General features: G+C 69.2%; 16 protein-coding genes. 5 read left to right on the top strand and 11 right to left on the bottom strand.

Translation table 11 applies throughout. From position 1 onward, the window contains the following. Positions 1–22: 22 nt before the first annotated feature. The 3 genes from RT282_RS09700 to RT282_RS09690 all read right to left on the bottom strand — a co-directional run bounded on the left by RT282_RS09700 (position 23) and on the right by RT282_RS09690 (position 2,929). A complete protein-coding gene (locus RT282_RS09700; protein ID WP_312305718.1) occupies positions 23–1,300 on the bottom strand; it encodes a TRAP transporter large permease in 1,278 nt (425 codons plus the stop codon). Between the two features lie 64 nt (positions 1,301–1,364). Further along, on the bottom strand, positions 1,365–1,859 hold the full coding sequence (locus RT282_RS09695) for a TRAP transporter small permease (RefSeq protein ID WP_312305738.1): 495 nt from the start codon (positions 1,857–1,859) through the stop codon (positions 1,365–1,367). A gap of 98 nt (positions 1,860–1,957) precedes the next feature. Beyond that, positions 1,958–2,929, bottom strand: coding sequence for a TRAP transporter substrate-binding protein (locus RT282_RS09690; protein WP_313313473.1), 972 nt, complete (start codon positions 2,927–2,929; stop codon positions 1,958–1,960). A 313-nt stretch (positions 2,930–3,242) separates the two neighbouring features. On the opposite strand from RT282_RS09690, the gene RT282_RS09685 reads away from it, so the two are divergent. Then, a complete protein-coding gene (locus RT282_RS09685; protein WP_313313471.1) occupies positions 3,243–3,698 on the top strand; it encodes an Lrp/AsnC family transcriptional regulator in 456 nt (151 codons plus the stop codon). A gap of 66 nt (positions 3,699–3,764) precedes the next feature. Here RT282_RS09685 and RT282_RS09680 read toward each other — a convergent pair whose 3' ends face one another. The 4 genes from RT282_RS09680 to RT282_RS09665 all read right to left on the bottom strand — a co-directional run bounded on the left by RT282_RS09680 (position 3,765) and on the right by RT282_RS09665 (position 8,407). Beyond that, positions 3,765–4,559 carry an ABC transporter ATP-binding protein gene (locus RT282_RS09680; RefSeq protein ID WP_313313470.1) on the bottom strand — a complete coding sequence of 265 codons (795 nt, stop codon included), beginning with the start codon at positions 4,557–4,559 and terminating at the stop codon, positions 3,765–3,767. 16 nt (positions 4,560–4,575) lie between these two features. After that, entirely contained in the window at positions 4,576–5,484 is a 909-nt protein-coding gene (locus RT282_RS09675; protein ID WP_313313468.1) for an ABC transporter permease, read from the bottom strand. Positions 5,485–5,575: 91 nt separating this feature from the next. Continuing rightward, on the bottom strand, positions 5,576–6,547 hold the full coding sequence (locus RT282_RS09670; RefSeq protein WP_313313466.1) for an ABC transporter substrate-binding protein: 972 nt from the start codon (positions 6,545–6,547) through the stop codon (positions 5,576–5,578). Between the two features lie 153 nt (positions 6,548–6,700). Further along, positions 6,701–8,407, bottom strand: a complete 1,707-nt coding sequence (locus tag RT282_RS09665) for an electron transfer flavoprotein-ubiquinone oxidoreductase (protein WP_313313465.1) — start codon at positions 8,405–8,407, stop codon at positions 6,701–6,703. Between the two features lie 167 nt (positions 8,408–8,574). Here RT282_RS09665 and RT282_RS09660 point away from each other — a divergent pair, with 167 nt between their 5' ends. Beyond that, complete coding sequence (locus RT282_RS09660; RefSeq protein ID WP_313079621.1) at positions 8,575–8,997, top strand: thioesterase family protein; 423 nt, start codon at positions 8,575–8,577, stop codon at positions 8,995–8,997. Positions 8,998–9,003: 6 nt separating this feature from the next. Here RT282_RS09660 and RT282_RS09655 read toward each other — a convergent pair whose 3' ends face one another. After that, on the bottom strand, positions 9,004–10,344 hold the full coding sequence (locus RT282_RS09655; RefSeq protein WP_313313463.1) for a HAMP domain-containing sensor histidine kinase: 1,341 nt from the start codon (positions 10,342–10,344) through the stop codon (positions 9,004–9,006). After that, positions 10,341–11,021 (bottom strand): response regulator transcription factor, encoded by a 681-nt coding sequence (locus RT282_RS09650; protein WP_312305697.1) that lies wholly within the window; start codon positions 11,019–11,021, stop codon positions 10,341–10,343. The genes RT282_RS09655 and RT282_RS09650 overlap by 4 nt, the downstream gene beginning before the upstream one ends. Before the next feature lie 112 nt (positions 11,022–11,133). Here RT282_RS09650 and RT282_RS09645 point away from each other — a divergent pair, with 112 nt between their 5' ends. Both RT282_RS09645 and RT282_RS09640 read left to right on the top strand, forming a co-directional pair. Then, entirely contained in the window at positions 11,134–11,838 is a 705-nt protein-coding gene (locus RT282_RS09645; RefSeq protein ID WP_313313462.1) for a phosphatase PAP2 family protein, read from the top strand. Between the two features lie 138 nt (positions 11,839–11,976). Continuing rightward, positions 11,977–13,623, top strand: a complete 1,647-nt coding sequence (locus RT282_RS09640; protein WP_313314046.1) for a phosphoethanolamine transferase — start codon at positions 11,977–11,979, stop codon at positions 13,621–13,623. A 65-nt stretch (positions 13,624–13,688) separates the two neighbouring features. Here the strand turns inward: RT282_RS09640 and RT282_RS09635 are convergent, their stop codons facing one another. Both RT282_RS09635 and RT282_RS09630 read right to left on the bottom strand, forming a co-directional pair. Next, the gene (locus RT282_RS09635) at positions 13,689–14,276 is read right to left on the bottom strand and encodes a peroxidase-related enzyme (RefSeq protein WP_313313461.1); all 588 of its coding nucleotides are present in this window, start codon (positions 14,274–14,276) and stop codon (positions 13,689–13,691) included. A gap of 13 nt (positions 14,277–14,289) precedes the next feature. Beyond that, positions 14,290–14,970: a tRNA-uridine aminocarboxypropyltransferase gene (locus RT282_RS09630; protein ID WP_313313460.1), complete on the bottom strand. Its 681-nt coding sequence runs from the start codon at positions 14,968–14,970 to the stop codon at positions 14,290–14,292. Positions 14,971–15,209: 239 nt separating this feature from the next. Here RT282_RS09630 and RT282_RS09625 point away from each other — a divergent pair, with 239 nt between their 5' ends. Next, a complete protein-coding gene (locus tag RT282_RS09625) occupies positions 15,210–16,637 on the top strand; it encodes a DUF945 family protein (protein WP_313313458.1) in 1,428 nt (475 codons plus the stop codon). Positions 16,638–16,648 lie beyond the last annotated feature (11 nt).

The following is a 16,648-nucleotide window of genomic DNA, read 5'->3' as shown; positions in this document are numbered from 1 at the left end:
GGCGCGGGCTTCATCCCCATCCTCAGCGCGCGTAGACGATGTCGCGCAGGAACAGCGACAGCTGCGGCACGTAGGTAATGACCAGCAGGCACAGCAGGATCACCCCGACGAAGGGCAGCAGGTGCCCGACGATGCGGTCCAGTGAAATCCGCGCCACCGTGCAGGCGGCGAACAGGTTCACGCCGAAGGGCGGGGTGATCATGCCCAGCGCCAGGTTGACCACCATGATCAGCCCGAAGTGCACCGGGTCGACGCCGAAGTGCGCTGCCACCGGCGCCAGGATGGGCCCGAGCACGATGATGGCGGCGCTGGTCTCGATGAACATGCCGATCAGGAACAGCGCCACGTTCACGCCCAGCAGGAACAGCGTCGGCGTCTGCAGCACCTCCTGCAGCCAGCGGCCGATGGCGTCGGGCACGCCGGCGCGGGTGATGAGGAAGGCGAACAGTCCTGCGTTGGCGATGATGAACATGATCACGGCCGAGGAGATCGCCGATTTCTTGAGCACCGCGTACAGGTCGCGCACGCCGATCTCACGGTACACGACCATGCCCACCACCAGCGCGTAGAACACCGCCACGGCCGAGGCCTCGGTGGGCGTGAAGACGCCGCCGTAGATGCCGCCCAGGATGATCACGGGCATCAGCAGTGCCCAGCCGGCCTGCAGCAGCGCGCGGCCAAAGGGCATGCGGCCGTCGCCGTCGTGCTTGCCCCAGCCCTTGTACTTGCAGTAGGCCCAGACGAACAGCATCAGCGCGCCGCTGATGAGCAAGCCGGGTCCGAAGCCGGCGATGAACAGCTCGCCGATGGAGACCTCGGCGCTGACGCCGTACAGGATCATGGGGATTGAGGGCGGGATGATCACGCCCAGCTCGGCGCTGGTGGCCTGCAGCGCGGCGGCGTAGCTGGTGGGGTAGCCATGTTTGATCAGCGCCGGGATCAGGATGGCGCCGATGGCGAAGGTGGTCGCCACCGACGAGCCGGAGACGGCCGCGAAGATCATGCAGGTCAGCACGCAGGTCATGGGCAGGCCGCCCTGCACGCCGCCCACCAGGCTCTTGGCGAACTCGACCAGGCGGCGCGAGATGCCACCGGTCTCCATCAGGTTGCCCGCCAGGATGAAGAAGGGAATGGCCGCCAGCGGGAACTTGTTGATCGCGCCGAACATTTCCTTCACGGCGATCAGCATGTTGGCGTTGGCCATCTGGATGCCCAGGATGGACGCCAGGCCGATGGACACGGCCACGGACACCGTCAGCGCAAAGCACAGCGCCATGGTGGAGATCATCACGGCGGTCATGGCTGGGCTCCCTGGCGTGTCGTAGCCTGGGCCGGCGCCCAGTGCGTGGGGTGCGGTGCGGCGGTCATTGCGCGGTCTCCAGTTCCTCACGGCGCGGATCGAGCAGGTTGCCCACGATGCCGGGAATGCTCAGCACCGCGCCCACGGGCACGGCCAGGTACGCCCAGAACATGGACAGCGACTCGAGCCCGGCCATGGTCTGCACGCCGCCGCGGCGCGCGTAGTCGAAGCCCCACCAGATCAGCACGGCGCACAGGGCCAGGGCGGCCAGGCACACCACCCAGTCCAGCACGCGGCGCAGCGGCGGCGGGCTCCAGCGGTACAGCACGTCCACGCTGACCATAGCCCCGTGACGGAACGCCATGGGGATGGCCAGGAATACCATCCAGATCAGGCTGAAGCGGATCAGCACCTCGGTCCACTCCGCCGGTTCTTCAAACACGAAGCGCATCAGGATCTGGAACATGCCCAGGCTGGCGGCCACGGCCAGCATGGCGCAGGCGCCCATCATGGCGGCGCCGGTGCTGAACCGCTCGACGCCGAGGAACAGGGATTTCATGCGCATGGGGAAAACTTCTTTTTGAACGAAAAACGCCCGTGGCGCATGAACCACGGGCGCGGGCAGCTATGAAAAACGTAGCGTCAACGCTGCGTTGCTCACTGGTAGTTGCGGATCTTGTCCAGGTTGGCCTTGCCGAATTCCTTCTCGAACTGCGTGTTCACCGGGGCCAGGGCGGCCACGAACCTGGACTTGTCCAGGTCGTCGATGACGGTCATGCCCTTGGCGCGCAGGTCGGCCACGCCCTTGGCATCGTCCTCGTCCACGCGGGCGCGGTTGGCCTTGGTGCCTTCCTTGGCGGCGTCGATGAAGGCCTGCTTGTCGGCGGCGGAGAGCTTGTCGAACACCCCCTTGTTCATCACGAAGATGCAGGGCGAGTAGACGTGGCCGGTGAGCGACAGGTGCTTTTGCACCTGGTCGAACTTGGCCGAGATGATGACCGGCAGGGGATTCTCCTGGCCGTCCACCGTGCCCTGCTGCAGGGCGGTGAAGACCTCGGGGAAGGCCATGGGCGTGGTGATGATGCCGAAGCCCTTGTAGGCGGCGATGTGCACCGGGTTCTCCATGGTGCGCATCTTCAGGCCCTTCAGATCCTCGGGCGTCTTCACGTCGCGCTTGCTGTTGGTCATGTGGCGAAAGCCGTTCTCGGCCCAGGCCAGGGCCTTGAAGCCCTTGGCGTCGAACTTGGCCAGCAGGTCCTGGCCGATGGGGCCGTCCAGCACGGCGCGGGCGTGCGCCTTGTCGCGAAACAGGAAGGGCACGTCCAGGATCTTGGTCTCGGGCACGAAGTTGGGCACCGGACCGGTGGAGGAGAAGGCCAGCTCCTGCGTGCCCAGCTGCACGGCTTCGATGGACTCGCGCTCGCCGCCCAGGGCGCCGTTGTAGAAGGTCTGCACCTTGTAGCGGCCGCCCGTGCGCTTTTCCACTTCCTTGGCGAAGGTGTCGATGGCCACGCCCTGGTGGGAGTTTTGCGCTGTGGAAATGCTGATGCGCATCGTGGTCTGCGCGAGAGCGGTGCCGGCCAGGCCGAGGGCCAGCGCCAGGCCGAGGGCGAGTTTGGTGGGTTGCATGGGGAAATCGTCTCCTGAATGGCTTGCGGTGATGCCGCCGAAAAATTATGGCGGTGCAGCATCCAGGGGCCATCGGGGTTTGTGCCGGTTTGGGGCAGGTCAAGACGCATGGGTGACAGCGCCTGCTTGCCAAGCCCCCGCCCGGCGGTAACCGGGCGGGGCTGTGGTCAATGTCGTGCGCCCCGGTAAGAGCGCCTTGATGGAAGCTGAGTATGCTCGCCGGGGCGTGGATGGATTTGCTGTATTTCCGATCTATTCGGCGCTTGGCAGAATAATTTTCTGAAAAAGGCGATTTCGCTAAATAATCATCTTCATGGACCGCCTCGACAGAAAAATCCTCTCCGTCCTGCAGCGCGACTCGCGTGCGAGCCTGCAGGAGATCGGCGCCGCCGTGGGCCTGTCGCCCTCGCCCTGCTGGGGCCGCATCAAGAAGATGGAGGAGGCCGGCGTCATCCAGGGCTATACCGTGCGGCTGGACCCGCTGGCTCTGGGGCTGGGCGACACGGTGCTGGTCATGGTCACGCTGGACAGCCACTCCGACAACACGCTGGAGAAATTTGGCGAGGTGCTGGCCAGCATCCCCGAGGTGGTGGAGGCGCACCTGGTCTCGGGCGACTACGACTATCTGCTGCGCGTGGTGGTCAAGGACACGCGCGACTACGAGCGCTTGCTGCGCGAGAAGCTCTACAAGATCAAGGGCATACGCCACAGCCGTTCGAGCTTTGTGCTGCGCACATTGAAAAAGGCCGATCTGCCCCTCGGTGATTGAGGGTCAAATCGGCCTCCAACGCCCGCCAGTCAATCGCTGGCAGCTATCAATAGCGTAGCGATGGCGTCAGCCCAGCAGCAGGGCGTCGTCGGCCAGCTTCTCGCCACGCACGGTCTCGAACATGCGCAGCAGGTCGGGCACGTCCATGCGCGCGCGTTCCTCGCCCGACACGTCCAGCACCACCTGGCCCTGGTGCAGCATGACGGTGCGCTGGCCCACGTCCAGCGCCTGGCGCATGCTGTGCGTGACCATCATGGTGGTCAGCTGGTTCTCGGCCACGATGCGGCTGGTCAGCTGCAGCACGAAGTCGGCGGTGCGCGGGTCCAGCGCCGCGGTGTGCTCGTCCAGCAGCAGGATGCGGGACGGCTGCAGCGCTGCCATCAAGAGGCTCACTGCCTGGCGCTGGCCGCCCGAGAGCAGGCCGATGCGGTCCGTCAGGCGGTTCTCCAGCCCCAGGCCCAGAGTGGCCAGGCGCTCCCGGTACATGGCGCGCTCGCTGGCCTTCACGGCGCCGCGCAGACCGCGGCGCGTGCCGCGCTGCTGGGCCAGGGCCATGTTCTCCTCGATGGTCAGGTCCTCGCAGGTGCCGGCCATGGGGTCCTGGAAGACGCGGGCCACGCGCTGCGCGCGCGACCACACGGGCTGGCGCGTCACGTCCAGGCCGTCGATGGCGATGCGGCCGGAGTCCACGCCCAGGTCGCCCGAGATGGCGTTCAGGAAGGTGGACTTGCCGGCGCCGTTGGAACCGATGACGGTGACGAACTGCCCAGCCGGAATCTCCAGCGACATGCCGCGCAGGGCGCGGGTCTCGATGGGCGTGCCGGGGTTGAAAGTGATGTGCAGGTCTTGTGCGCTCAACATGGTCGGTGCCTCCGGTTCACAGGCTCTTGGGCGCATCGGACAGGCGCCGGCTCTTGAGGCGGCGCTTGAGCTGCGGAATGATGAGGGCCACGGTCACCAGCACGGCCGTGACCAGGTTCAGGTCCTGCGCCTTCAGGCCGATGAAGTCGCTGTTGAGCGCCAGCGCGATGAAGAAGCGGTAGACGATGGCGCCGATGATGACGGCCAGCGTGGCATAGACGATGCGCCGCGAGGGCAGGATGCTCTCGCCCACGATCACGGCGGCCAGGCCGATGACGATGGTGCCGATGCCCATGGAGATGTCCGAGCCGCCCTGCGTCTGCGCGAAGAGGGCGCCGGCCAGGCCCACCAGGGCGTTGGAGACGGCCATGCCCAGCAGCACCATGGCGCCGGTGTTGATGCCCTGCGCGCGCGCCATGCGGGCGTTGGAGCCAGTGGCGCGGATGGCCAGGCCCCGTTCGGTGGCGAAGAACCAGTCCAGGGCCAGCTTGGCGGCGATCACCACCACGGCCAGCAGCAGGGGGCGCGACCAGTAGTCCTCCAGCCCTGGCGGCTGCAGCAGGGTGAACAGCGTGTCGTCGTTGATCAGCGGCACGTTGGGGCCGCCCATGATGCGCAGGTTGACGGAGTACAGCGCAATCATCATCAGGATGGAGGCCAGCAGGTCCATGATCTTCAGGCGCACATTCAGCCAGCCGGTGATCAGGCCCGCGGCGGCGCCGGCGGCCGTGGCGGCCAGCGTGGCCAGGAAGGGGTGGGTGCCCGTGGAGATCAGGATGGCGCACACCGCGCCGCCCAGCGGAAAGCTGCCATCCACCGTCAGGTCGGGAAAGCGCAGCAGGCGAAAGGAGATGTACACGCCGAGGGCGACCAGGCTGAAGATCAGCCCGATCTCGATGGCGCCCAGCAGGGAAAACAGGGACATGGGAGGAGGGCGGGGGCTAAAAATAAAAAAGCAGGAGCCGAGGCTCCTGCGTGGTCATGGGAACGAGGCCGGTCCCAAGGACCCCACGTACTTATTGCACGACCTGCGCTGCGGACTTCACCAGCGCTTCGGGCAGTTTCACGCCCTGCTTTTCGGCGGCGCCGGGGTTCACGAACAGTTCCATCTTGGTGGTGGTCTCGGGCTTGATGTCGCCGGGGTTCTCGCCCTTGAGGATGCGGGCCACCATGCGGCCGGTCTGCTCGCCCAGGTCGCGGTAGTTGATGCCCAGGGCGGCGATGGCGCCGCGCTTGACGCTGTCGGTGTCGGAGGCGATCAGCGGCAACTTGGCCTCCTGGCCCACCTTGACCAGGGACTCATACGACGAGACGACGTTGTTGTCGGTGTTGGTGTAGATCACGTCCACCTTGCCCACCAGGCTGCGCGCGGCACTGCCCACGTCCACCGAGCGCGGGGCCGAGGCCTCCACCAGCGTCATGCCCTGCTTGGACAGCAGGTCCTTCATCTCCTTGACCACCACGACCGAGTTGGCCTCGCCGGGGTTGTAGACCATGCCCACGCGCTTGGCATTGGGCACGACCTGCTTGATCAGGTCGATCTGCTTGTCCAGGGCCAGCAGGTCGGACACGCCGGTCACGTTGTTCTTGGAGGGCTCCCAGTTCTTGACCAGCTTCGCGGCGACGGGGTCAGTCACGGCGGAGAACACCACGGGCACGTTCTTGGTGGCAGCAATGACGGCCTGGGCCGAGGGCGTGGCGATGGCGACGATGGCGTCCGGCTTGTCACCCACGAACTTGCGGGCGATCTGCGCGGCCGTGCCGGTGTTGCCCTGGGCGCTCTGGTATTGCCACTTGAGGTTCTTGCCCTCTTCGAAGCCGGCGGCCTTCAGGCCGTCCTTCACGCCGTCGCGCACGGCGTCCAGGGCCGGGTGCTCGACGATGGCGGTCACGGCCACGGACTTCATATCGGCGGCGTGGGTGGCGGGGGCGAGGGCGGCGGCGGCCAGGGCCAATGCGCTCAGGGGCGCCCAGGTCAAGCTCTTCATTTCGGTTCCATCTCCAGTTTTATGAATGCGGGGCCGGCTCGGAGCACGTTGCGGCGTGCTGCGGCTCCGGGGCGGGAGTCTATCGGCTGCGGCATGCCCGGCGGGGCTCGAAGGCCGTTGCCGGGCACAAAGGGGCGGAGTGCGCCCCGGTGCTTACATGCCCGAGTAGTTGGGGCCGCCGCCGCCTTCAGGCGTGACCCAGACGATGTTTTGCGTCGGGTCCTTGATGTCACAGGTCTTGCAGTGCACGCAATTCTGCGCGTTGATCTGCAGGCGCTGGGCATTGCCGCCCTTGGCTTCGTCGGGCACGAACTCGTACACGCCGGCGGGGCAGTAGCGGCTTTCGGGTCCGGCGTAGATCGGCAGGTTGATCTCGGTGGGAACCTTGCTGTCCTTGAGTTTGAGGTGCGCGGGCTGGTTCTCGGCGTGGTTGGTGTTGCTCACGAACACGCTGGACAGGCGGTCGAAGGTCAGCTTGCCGTCGGGCTTGGGGTAGATGATGGGCTTGCACTCGGCCGCGGGCTTGAGCGACGCGTGGTCGGGCGTTTCGCGGTGCAGCGTCCAGGGAATGTGGCCCTTGAGCACGAACTGCTCGATGCCGTTCATCAGCGTGGCCGTGGTCAGGCCCTTCTTGAACCAGGCCTTGAAGTTGCGGGCTTTGTTCAGTTCCTCGTACAGCCAACTGGCCTCGAAGGCCTTGGGATATGCCGTCAGCTCGTCGCCCTGTCGGCCGGCCACCACGGCGTCGTAGGCGGCATCGGCGGCCAGCATGCCGGTCTTGATGGCGGCGTGGCTGCCCTTGATGCGGCTGGCGTTCAAGAAGCCCGCATCGCAGCCCACCAGCGCGCCGCCGGGGAAGACGAACTTGGGCAGGCTCAGCAGGCCGCCGGCCGTGATGGCCCGCGCGCCGTAGCCCAGGCGCTTGGCCGGCTTGATGCCCTTGGACTCGTCGCCCTCCAGGTACCAGCGGATGTTGGGGTGCAGCTTCCAGCGCTGCATTTCCTCGAACGGGCTGAGGTAGGGGTTGGCGTAGTCCAGCCCGGTGATGAAGCCCAGGGTGACTTTGTTGTCCTCCAGGTGGTACAGGAAGCCGCCGCCGTAGGTGTCGCTTGCCAGCGGCCAGCCGGCGGTGTGCAGCACGAAGCCGGGCTGGTGGCGCTTCGGGTCGATCTCCCACAGCTCCTTCACGCCGATGCCGTAGGCCTGCGGGTCGCGGCCGTCGTCGAGCCTGTAGCGGGCGATCAGCTGCTTGCCCAGGTGGCCGCGCGCGCCTTCGGCAAAGATCGTGTACTTGCCGTGCAGCTCCATGCCCAGCTGGAAGTCGCCCGTGGGCTCGCCTTCCTTGCCGATGCCCATGTTGCCGGTGGCCACGCCCTTGACCGAGCCGTCGTCGTTGTAGAGCACCTCGGCGGCCGGGAAGCCGGGGAAAATCTCCACGCCCAGGCTTTCGGCCTGCTCGGCCATCCAGCGCACCACGTTGCCCAGGGCGACCACGTAGTTGCCGTGGTTCTGGAAGCACTCGGGCAGCAGGAAGTTGGGAGTGCGCAACGACGACTTTTCGCCCAGGAAGACCATGGCGTCGTCGGAGACGGGCTGGTTCAGGGGCGCGCCCTTGGCCTTCCAGTCGGGGATGAGTTCGGTCAGCGCGCGCGGGTCCATGATGGCGCCCGAGAGGATGTGCGCGCCGGGCTCGGAGCCCTTCTCCAGCACCACCACGGACACGTCCTTACCGTCGGCGGCCGCCTTCTGCTTCAGGCGGATGGCCGTGGCCAGGCCGCCCGGGCCACCACCGACGATCACCACGTCGTATTCCATGGCTTCGCGCGGGCCGTACTGCTGGAGGATTTCGTCGTTCGTCATGGGTGTCTCGTCTGCGTGGGAATAGTGGGGAAAGAGGCGGCGGCCGGTGCACGGCCGCCATTGGCGGACGATTGTATGCACCCGGGCCGCATGAAAACGCACGATCGTTCATTTCCGTGCCACCCAGGCGACGCGGGCCGCCGGCCGGGGGCGCCAGAATGCGGCCCATGAAGATTTCCCTGCCAGAACTGAAGAAACAGGTGCACCAGATGCCCATGGACGTGCGCTGGGGCGACATGGACGCCATGGGCCACGTGAACAACGCCGTGTACTTCCGCTACATGGAGAGCGTGCGCATCGCCTGGATGACGGCCGTGGGCGCCGTGCCGCAGCCCCAAGGCGAGGGACCGGTGATCGCCAACGCCTTTTGCAGCTTCCTGCGCCAGATCGAATACCCGGCGCGGCTGCTGCTCAGGCTCTACGTGAGCGACCCGGGGCGCACCACCTTCGAGACCTGGACCACCATCGAGCGCGAGGACCAGCCCGGCGTGGTCTTCGCCGAGGGCGGGGCCACCGTCATCTGGGTGGACTTCCCCAGGCAGAAGGCGGCGACCCTGCCGCAGTGGATGCGCGACATCGTCACTGGCTGAACCGGCTCAGGCGGCCGGTTGCAGCAGCAGGCGCACTTCCAGCCCGGTGCCGCCGTCCGGCGGGGGCGAGGCCAGCGTGAGCTCGGCGCCATGCTTGTGCGCGATGGTGGCGACGATGGACAGGCCCAGTCCATAGCCGGTGCGGCTGGCGTTGTGGCGCACGTGGCGCTGCTGCAGCGTGGCCAGCTGGTCGGGCACTACGCCCGGGCCGTGGTCGCGCACCGCCAACTGCGCGCCGGGGCCGACGCGGATCTCCACCGCGCTGCCGGCGCCGTAGTGCAGGGCGTTTTCCACCAGGTTGCGCAGGGCGATGGCCAGGGCGTCGAAATCGCCCAGCGCCGGCGTCGCCTCGTGCGGGGCGGGCAGGACCAGGTCCAGCCGGTCGGCGGCCCGCTCGTCCTGCCAGAACTCCTGCGCCACGGTGGTGGCCAGACGGGACAGGTCCACGCTGCCACGCGCCAGCGGGGCGCTGGATTCGGCGCGAGAGAGTTGCAGCAGCTTTTCCGTGCGGTGTGACAGGGTTTGCAGGGCCTGCAGCGCCGCCTGCACGTCGCTGCGCGCCAGGCCATGCTCCAGCGCGGTCTGCAGCCGCAGACGGGCCACGGCCAGGGGCGTGCGCAGTTCGTGCGCGGCGTTGGCGGCCAGGGCACGCTCCACGTCCAGGGCGCCGGACAGCCGCTGCAGCAGGCGGTTGACGTGGTCCTCCACGCTGCGCAGCTCGTGGGGCAGGGCGGGCAGGGCGATGGGTCCCAGCTGCTGGCCGTCGCGCAGGCTGATCTCGTGGGCCAGCTGGTCCAGCGCGTGCAGCTCGCGCCGCGCGATGCGCTGCAGCAGCAGGGCCAGCAGCGGCAGCACCGCCACCAGCGGCACGATCAGCCCGACCAGGGTGCGGTTGACGGCCTCGCGGCGCTCTCGCAGTGGGTCGGCCACTTGCAGGAAAACATCGCGTGCGGGGTGGCGCAGCGTGTAGACGCGCCAAGCCGGCGTGTTGGCGAAGCCGGGCGCCAGCGGCACGTCGAACTGCGCGGGTTCGGCGCCGGCCGAGCGCGCCAGCACGCGCGAGTCGGGGGTGGTCAGCTGGAAGGGCACGTCGGCCTCCGGGAAGGAGTTGGGCGCTGGGATGACCAGCGTTGCTCTGCCCGCCCCGGGCGGGGCCTGGTCCACGTGCTCCAGCGCCACGTCCAGCAGGCGGTGCGAGACCTCCACCAGCTCGCTGTCGAAGTTGTAGTTGATCTCGCTGCCCACGTACCAGACCACGCCCAGCACGCAGGCCAGCCACACACCTCCCACCCACAAGATGAGGGTGCGGGTCAGCCGTCCGGCCAGGGTGTCGCGGGACGCGTTCATGGATTGCCGCCCGGCTCGCCAGCGCTTGCTAGCCGGTAGCCCAGGCCGCGCACGGTTTCGATGTGCTGGCGCCCGAGCTTGCGGCGCAGCCGGCTGATGAACACCTCCAGCGTGTTGCTGTCGGACTCGTCGCCCCAGCCGTACAGGGCATCCTGCAGGCTTTCGCGGGTGTGCACGCGCTGGGCGCGCGTGGCCAGCACCCGCAGCAGCGCCCATTCCTTTTGCGTCAGCGCCACCGGCACGCCGGCGCGGCGCACCTGCTCGCGCGACAGATCGATCTGCAGCTCGCCCAGCTCCAGCACGGGCTGGCCGGCGCTGGCGCGGCGGCGCTCGACGGCGCGCAGGCGCGCCAGCAGCTCGCCAGGATCGTAGGGCTTGACCAGGTAGTCGTCGGCGCCCGCGTCCAGGCCGTGGATGCGGTCGCTGACCTGGTCACGGGCGGTGAGCGCGATGACGATGGGCCGCTCCTTCAGGCGGGGCAGCTCGCGCAGCAGTGCCAGGCCGTCGCCGTCGGGCAGGTGCAGGTCCAGCAGCACGGCGGCGTAATGGGCCGCGTGCAGCGCGGCGCTGGCCTGGGCCAGGCTGGCCACGGCATCCACCACGAAGGCCTTGGCGCGCAAATAGCCGCACACGGCCTCGCGCAGGGCCGTATCGTCTTCCACCAGCAGCACGCGCATGGGACTCCCTGTCTCCAATGAATGGCTCGAAAGTGTAGGGCGGCGCGGCGTTCAGGGCCCGTTCAGGGCAGGCGCGCAGACTGACGGGCTCCCGCCGGCCCCACGCTTCGTCATGCCTTTGCCCGCCTCGCGCCTGCGCCACCTGTGCGCCTGGTCCCTCCTTGCCCTGCTGTTCGTCCTCGCCTGGGATGCGTCGGGCCTGGACGTGCCCCTGGCGCGCCTGGCCGGCACGCCCGAGGGCTTTGCCTGGCGCAGCCAGCCGATGTTCGTGCTGGCCCTGCACGAGGTGCCGCGCGCCATCAGCAGCGTGCTGCTGCTGGCGCTGCTGGTCGGCGCGGCCTGGCCCTGGGGGCCGCTGCGCCGCTGGCCGGCGGCCGACCGCTGGCAACTGGCCCTGTCCATCGCGCTGGCCATGGCCGCCGTCACGCTGCTCAAGCGGGCCAGCGCCACCAGCTGCCCCTGGGACCTGGCCGAGTTCGGCGGCGCCGTGCTCTATGTCTCGCACTGGGCCTGGGGCGTGCGCGATGGCGGCGGCGGGCACTGCTTTCCCGCCGGCCATGCCTCGGCCGCGTTTGCCTTCGTGGCCGGCTGGTTCGCCGTGCGCCGGGCCGCGCCGCGCTGGAGCACGCGCTGGCTGGCCGGAGCGCTGGCCGCGGGCCTGGTGCTGGGGCTGGCGCAGCAGCTGCGTGGCGCGCACTACATGAGCCACACGCTGTGGACGGCGTGGATCTGCTGGTCCGTGGGCCTGGCCACCGAGGTGCTGGCGCAGGGGCTGCACGCGCGGCGCAGCGCGCTGGCGCGCCTGAACGAAGCCTGAACGCCGCCTTCAGGTGTTTTTCAGGCGGCCCGCACACCATGCAGGGCCATGGCTTCTTCGCTCGTTTCCCTGCCTCTCTTTTCCGATTCCAAGCCTGCTGCCGCGCTGGCCGAAGGGCTGCGTCGCATCGATGCCTGGATGGCCCGGCCGATGTCGCCCCAGCAGATCGCGCTGCGCCTGGCGGTCTACCTGATGCTGGTGGCGAATGCGCCGCTGTGGCTGCAGCTGTCGCGCATCGGCGGCGCGCCCAGCCTGTACATGCGCTCTGCACTGGCACTGGCGGTGCTGCTGGTGTGCGGCACGGTGGCGATCCTGGCGCTCGCTGCCTGGACGCGGGGCATGCGCGGCCTGTGGTGGCTGGTGGCGGCCGTGGCGGCGCTGGCGCAGTACTACATGCTGACCTACAGCGTGGTGATGGACCCCGGCATGGCCGCCAACGTGCTGCAGACCGATGTGCACGAGGTAGCCGACCTGCTCAGTCTGCGCCTGCTGCTGACCGTGCTGGCCGTGCTGCTGCTGCCCACCTGGTGGCTGCTGCGCGTGCGCATTCCGGCCATGCGACCGCTGCGGCAGGTGGGACGTAACCTGGTGATGCTGGCCCTGGCCGCCGCCGTGGCCACGGCCACCGTGGCTGTGGGCTCGCGCGACCTGGCGCCGCTGATGCGCAACCACCCGCAGCTGCGCTACCTGATGAACCCGCTGGCGCCGCTGTATTCGACGGCGGTGTCGGCCCTGCGCCCAGTGTTTGCGCGCAGCAGCGTGCTGGTGCCCATGGGCGCTGGCGCGGCGCTGGGGCCCAGCCACGCCGCCGGCGCGCGGCCGCCGCTGCTGGTGCTGGTGGTGGGCGAGACGGCGCGGGCTGACCACTTCGGCATCAACGGCTACGGCCGTGACACCACGCCCGAGCTGGCGCGCCGCGGCGTGCTGTCCTGGGGCAACGTGCGCTCGTGCGGCACCAGCACGCTGGCCTCGCTGCCGTGCATGTTCTCACCGCTGGGCAAGGAAGCCTTCGAGGCGCGCAGTAGCGAGTACGAGAACCTGCTGGACGTGGTGCAGGCCGCGGGCATGGCCGTGCTGTGGGTGGACAACCAGTCCGGCTGCAAGGGCGTGTGCGAGCGCGTGCCGCACGCCCAGGCCGTGGACGGCCTGCAGCCCGAGCTGCGCAGCCGGCTGTGCGACGCCAGCGGCGAGTGCCGCGACGAGGCCCTGCTGGCCGGCCTGGACGAGCGCCTGGCGGCGCTGCCGGCGCAGCGACGCGCGCAGGGCGTGCTGCTGGTGCTGCACCAGATGGGCAGCCACGGCCCGGCGTACTACAAGCGCTCGGCCCCCGGCGCCAAGCGCTTCACGCCCGAGTGCCGCACCGAGGTGCTGTCCGACTGCGCCCATGGCGAGCTGGTCAACGCCTATGACAACACCATTGCTGCTACCGACGCCTTCCTGGGCCACACCATCGACTGGCTGGGCACGCGCTCGGGCGACTACGACACCGGGCTGCTGTACTTGAGCGACCACGGCGAGTCGCTGGGCGAGTACGGCCTGTTCCTGCACGGCATGCCCTACGGAGTGGCGCCGGACGGGCAAAAGCACGTGCCCATGGTGGCCTGGCTGGGGGCGCCGCTGGCGGCGCGGCAGTCGCTGTCGCTGGACTGCCTGCGCGCCGGGCTGGCCGAGCCTTTGAGCCACGACAACCTGTACCACACCGTGCTGGGCGCGCTGGACGTGCGCTCGCCCAGCTACCAGCCGGCGCTGGATGCCTGGGCGGGCTGCCGCCGCCCGGCGGCCTGATTGATGGTCAAAACGGCCTCCAGCGCTTGCTGGTCAAGCGCTGGCAGCTATTGTTTTGATAGTTCTCAGGCGGCCGGCTTCTTCTCGCGCGGCAGGCGGCCCATCAGGTAGAACTCCGGGTTGGGCTGCATGCCGGCAAAGCTGGCCATGCGGTTGGACAGGCCGAAGAACGCCGTGATGGCGGCGATGTCCCAGATGTCCTCATCGTCGAAACCGTGTGGGTACAGCGCCTCGAAGTCGGCGTCCTCGATCTCGTGCGCGCGCAGGCAGACCTTCATGGCGAAGTCCAGCATGGCCTTTTGGCGCGGCGGGATGTCGGCCTTGCGGTGATTCACGGCCACCTGGTCGGCCACCAGGGGGTTTTTCTCGTAGATGCGCAGGATGGCGCCGTGCGCCACCACGCAGTACAGGCACTGGTTGGCGGCGCTGGTGGCGGTGACGATCATCTCGCGCTCGCCCTTGGTCAGGCTGCCTTCCTCCTTGAGCATCAGCGCGTCGTGGTAGGCGAAGAAGGCGCGCCACTCCGCCGGCCGGCGCGCGAACGCCAGGAACACGTTGGGGATGAAGCCGGCCTTGTCCTGCACCTCCAGGATGCGGGCGCGGATGTCTTCGGGCAGGGTGTTCAGGTCGGGGAAGGGGTAGCGCTCGGCCATGGGGGTCTCCTCGTCAAGGCGTGTTGTTGGATGCGCCCAGCATAGCCGCGGGCCAGAGTGCGCGCTGCCCGGCCACGAAGGCGTCCATGGCCTCGCCCAGCGTGGCCAGGCCGGTGTTGCCGGGCTCCAGCTTCTGCAGCGCCAGCTGCGTGGCCTCCAGCGTGGACAGCTGGTGCGGCGCATGGGCCTTGCGGATGGCGTAGCGCGACGCGGGCACGCCGTGCAGCGCCAGGCGCGGCAGGCGCTGCAGCGCGGGGTTGGCCCAGAGCATCTTGCGGCTCTTGCGCCAGGTGGCGTCCAGCACCACCAGGCGCAGGCGCGCGGGCTCGGCCAGCCAGTCGGCCGGCAGCGGCGGCGCGGGGGCGGCGGGCAGCGGCCCGCCGGGCGGCGCGGGCGGGTACAGCAGCAGCGCGCGGCGCGGCGCGGCGCGGTCGGCGTCGTTCCACGGCTCGGCCAAGGCCTGCGCCAGTGCCTGCGGCTCGAACGCCTCGCCCACCAGCACGCGGCTGTGCGGCAGGCACAGGTGCAGCAGCCGCCCGGTGCCCTTGGCGTGGCCCACCTCCAGCGGGTGCATGAGGATCAGCACCTGCGCCTGGTGCCGCGCCGGGCGCGCGAGGGCGCACAGGCAGGCGCTGGCGGGGCGCTGGCAGCGCGGGCAGGTGGCGCGCCTGGGAGGGGCGCTGGTGGGATCCATGGGCAGGGCTGGAGCAGGGTTTTGCGCAGCGGGGTGCGCTTTCTGTTGATTCAAAAATGATAGCTGCCAGCGCTTGTCAATCAAGCGTTGGAGCCTGTTTTTATCAGAACTACTGGTAGCGCGACCGCGACGGTCGGGGCGCGCCGGCGGCATTGTCGGGCGTGCCGCCACTATCCTCGCGCCTTCCGCGCCGGAGTTGCTGGCGCCGAGCACAACAACCACATCCGAGGGCTCTTTCCATGCAACCTACCAAAACCGCGCTGGCGGTGGGCGCCGCCGTCGCCACCGCAGCCGTCGCCTACGCCGGCGCGACCTGGTACAGCGGCCGCCAGGCCGAGCAGGCCTACCACCAGGCCATCACCGACCTGAGCGCCTTCATCGGCCCGCAGGCGATCGCCGCGCAGGAGTACCGCCGGGGCTTCTTCTCGTCCGAAGGCCGGCTGACGCTGCAGTGGACACCCGCCACGCAGGACGGCGAGGACGAGGACCAGGCGGCGACGGCGCCGCCCGCGCCCGTGCGCCTGGTGGTGACCAGCCAGGTGCGCCACGGGCCGCTGGCCGGCGCCCGGCTGGCCGCCGCCGCGGTGGAGACACGCTTTGCTCTGGAGGGGCTGGACGAGCACACACGCCAGGCCCTCTCGAACATGCAGGGCCTCCAACTCACGGCCGTGCGCCACTTCGGCGGCGCCAGCGACCTGCGGCTGCGCCTGCCTGCGGGCGAGGTCGTGGTCGACGGGACCGCGCTGCGCTGGCAGGAGCTGACAGGCGAGGGCAGCCTGGACAGCAGCGGCAAGCGCGTGTCCGCCCGCATGGCGTGGCCCGAATGGTCGTTCGACTCGCTGTCCGCCACCGCAGCCGCCGGCGACGAAGAAGACCCCGAGGCCCGCCCCGAGCGCTTTGCCATCACCCTGCGGGGCATGACCAGCACGTTCGAGGGCGAGATGATCGACGGCCTGTGGGGCCTGGGCCCCGGCAAGGCCCGGCTGCAGGTGGGCAGCCTGCAAACGCGCAGCGCCGGCGCCGTGGATGCCCCGGTGCGCACGGTCCTGGACTTGCGCGAGCTTGAGGCGGAATCGGATATCGTGACCGACCAGGCCACGCTGGGGTACTCCACGCGCGCCCAGGTGGTGGGCAGCATCGGGCCGATCCAGTTCGACTCGCTGAAGCTGCACGAGCAGTACCAGCGGGTGGACATCGAAGCCCTGCGGGGGCTGATGCGTGCCTTTGCGCCGGGCCAGCAAGAGGCGGGCGAAGCGGGGGGCTACACGCTGGTGGATGCCGCGCCCCGCCTGATCGCCGCCCTGCCGTCGTACCGGATGCAGATCGAGGCCACCACGCAGGGCCAGACGGGGCGGCTGGAGTACGGCGCGCAGGTCAATAGCGCGCCCCCGGTCGAGCAACTGGCGGGCGGTGCCTGGCTGCCGGCGCTGCTGCAAGGCGGCGCACTGGATGCCAGCATGCAGCTGCCCAAGGCATGGGTAGGCCCGCTGATGGGCGCCACCGGCAGGCCTGCACCCAGCGACGAAGAACTGCAGCAGCTGTTGGCGGCCGCCGAGTCGTCGGGCTACGTGCGGCTGGAGGGCGAGCAGATCAGCGGCTCCCTGGCGCTGCAGGGCGGGCGGTGGACGCTCAACGGCAAGCCCTTCGCCGGCCCGCAGCTGCACTGAGTGCTACCCGG

It is taken from the genome of Pulveribacter sp., assembly GCF_032079985.1.
In the GTDB taxonomy this organism is placed as follows: Bacteria; Pseudomonadota; Gammaproteobacteria; order Burkholderiales; family Burkholderiaceae_C; genus Melaminivora.
The sequence above is the reverse complement of the archived record's forward strand: the minus strand, read 5'-3'. Positions and strand labels throughout refer to the sequence as shown.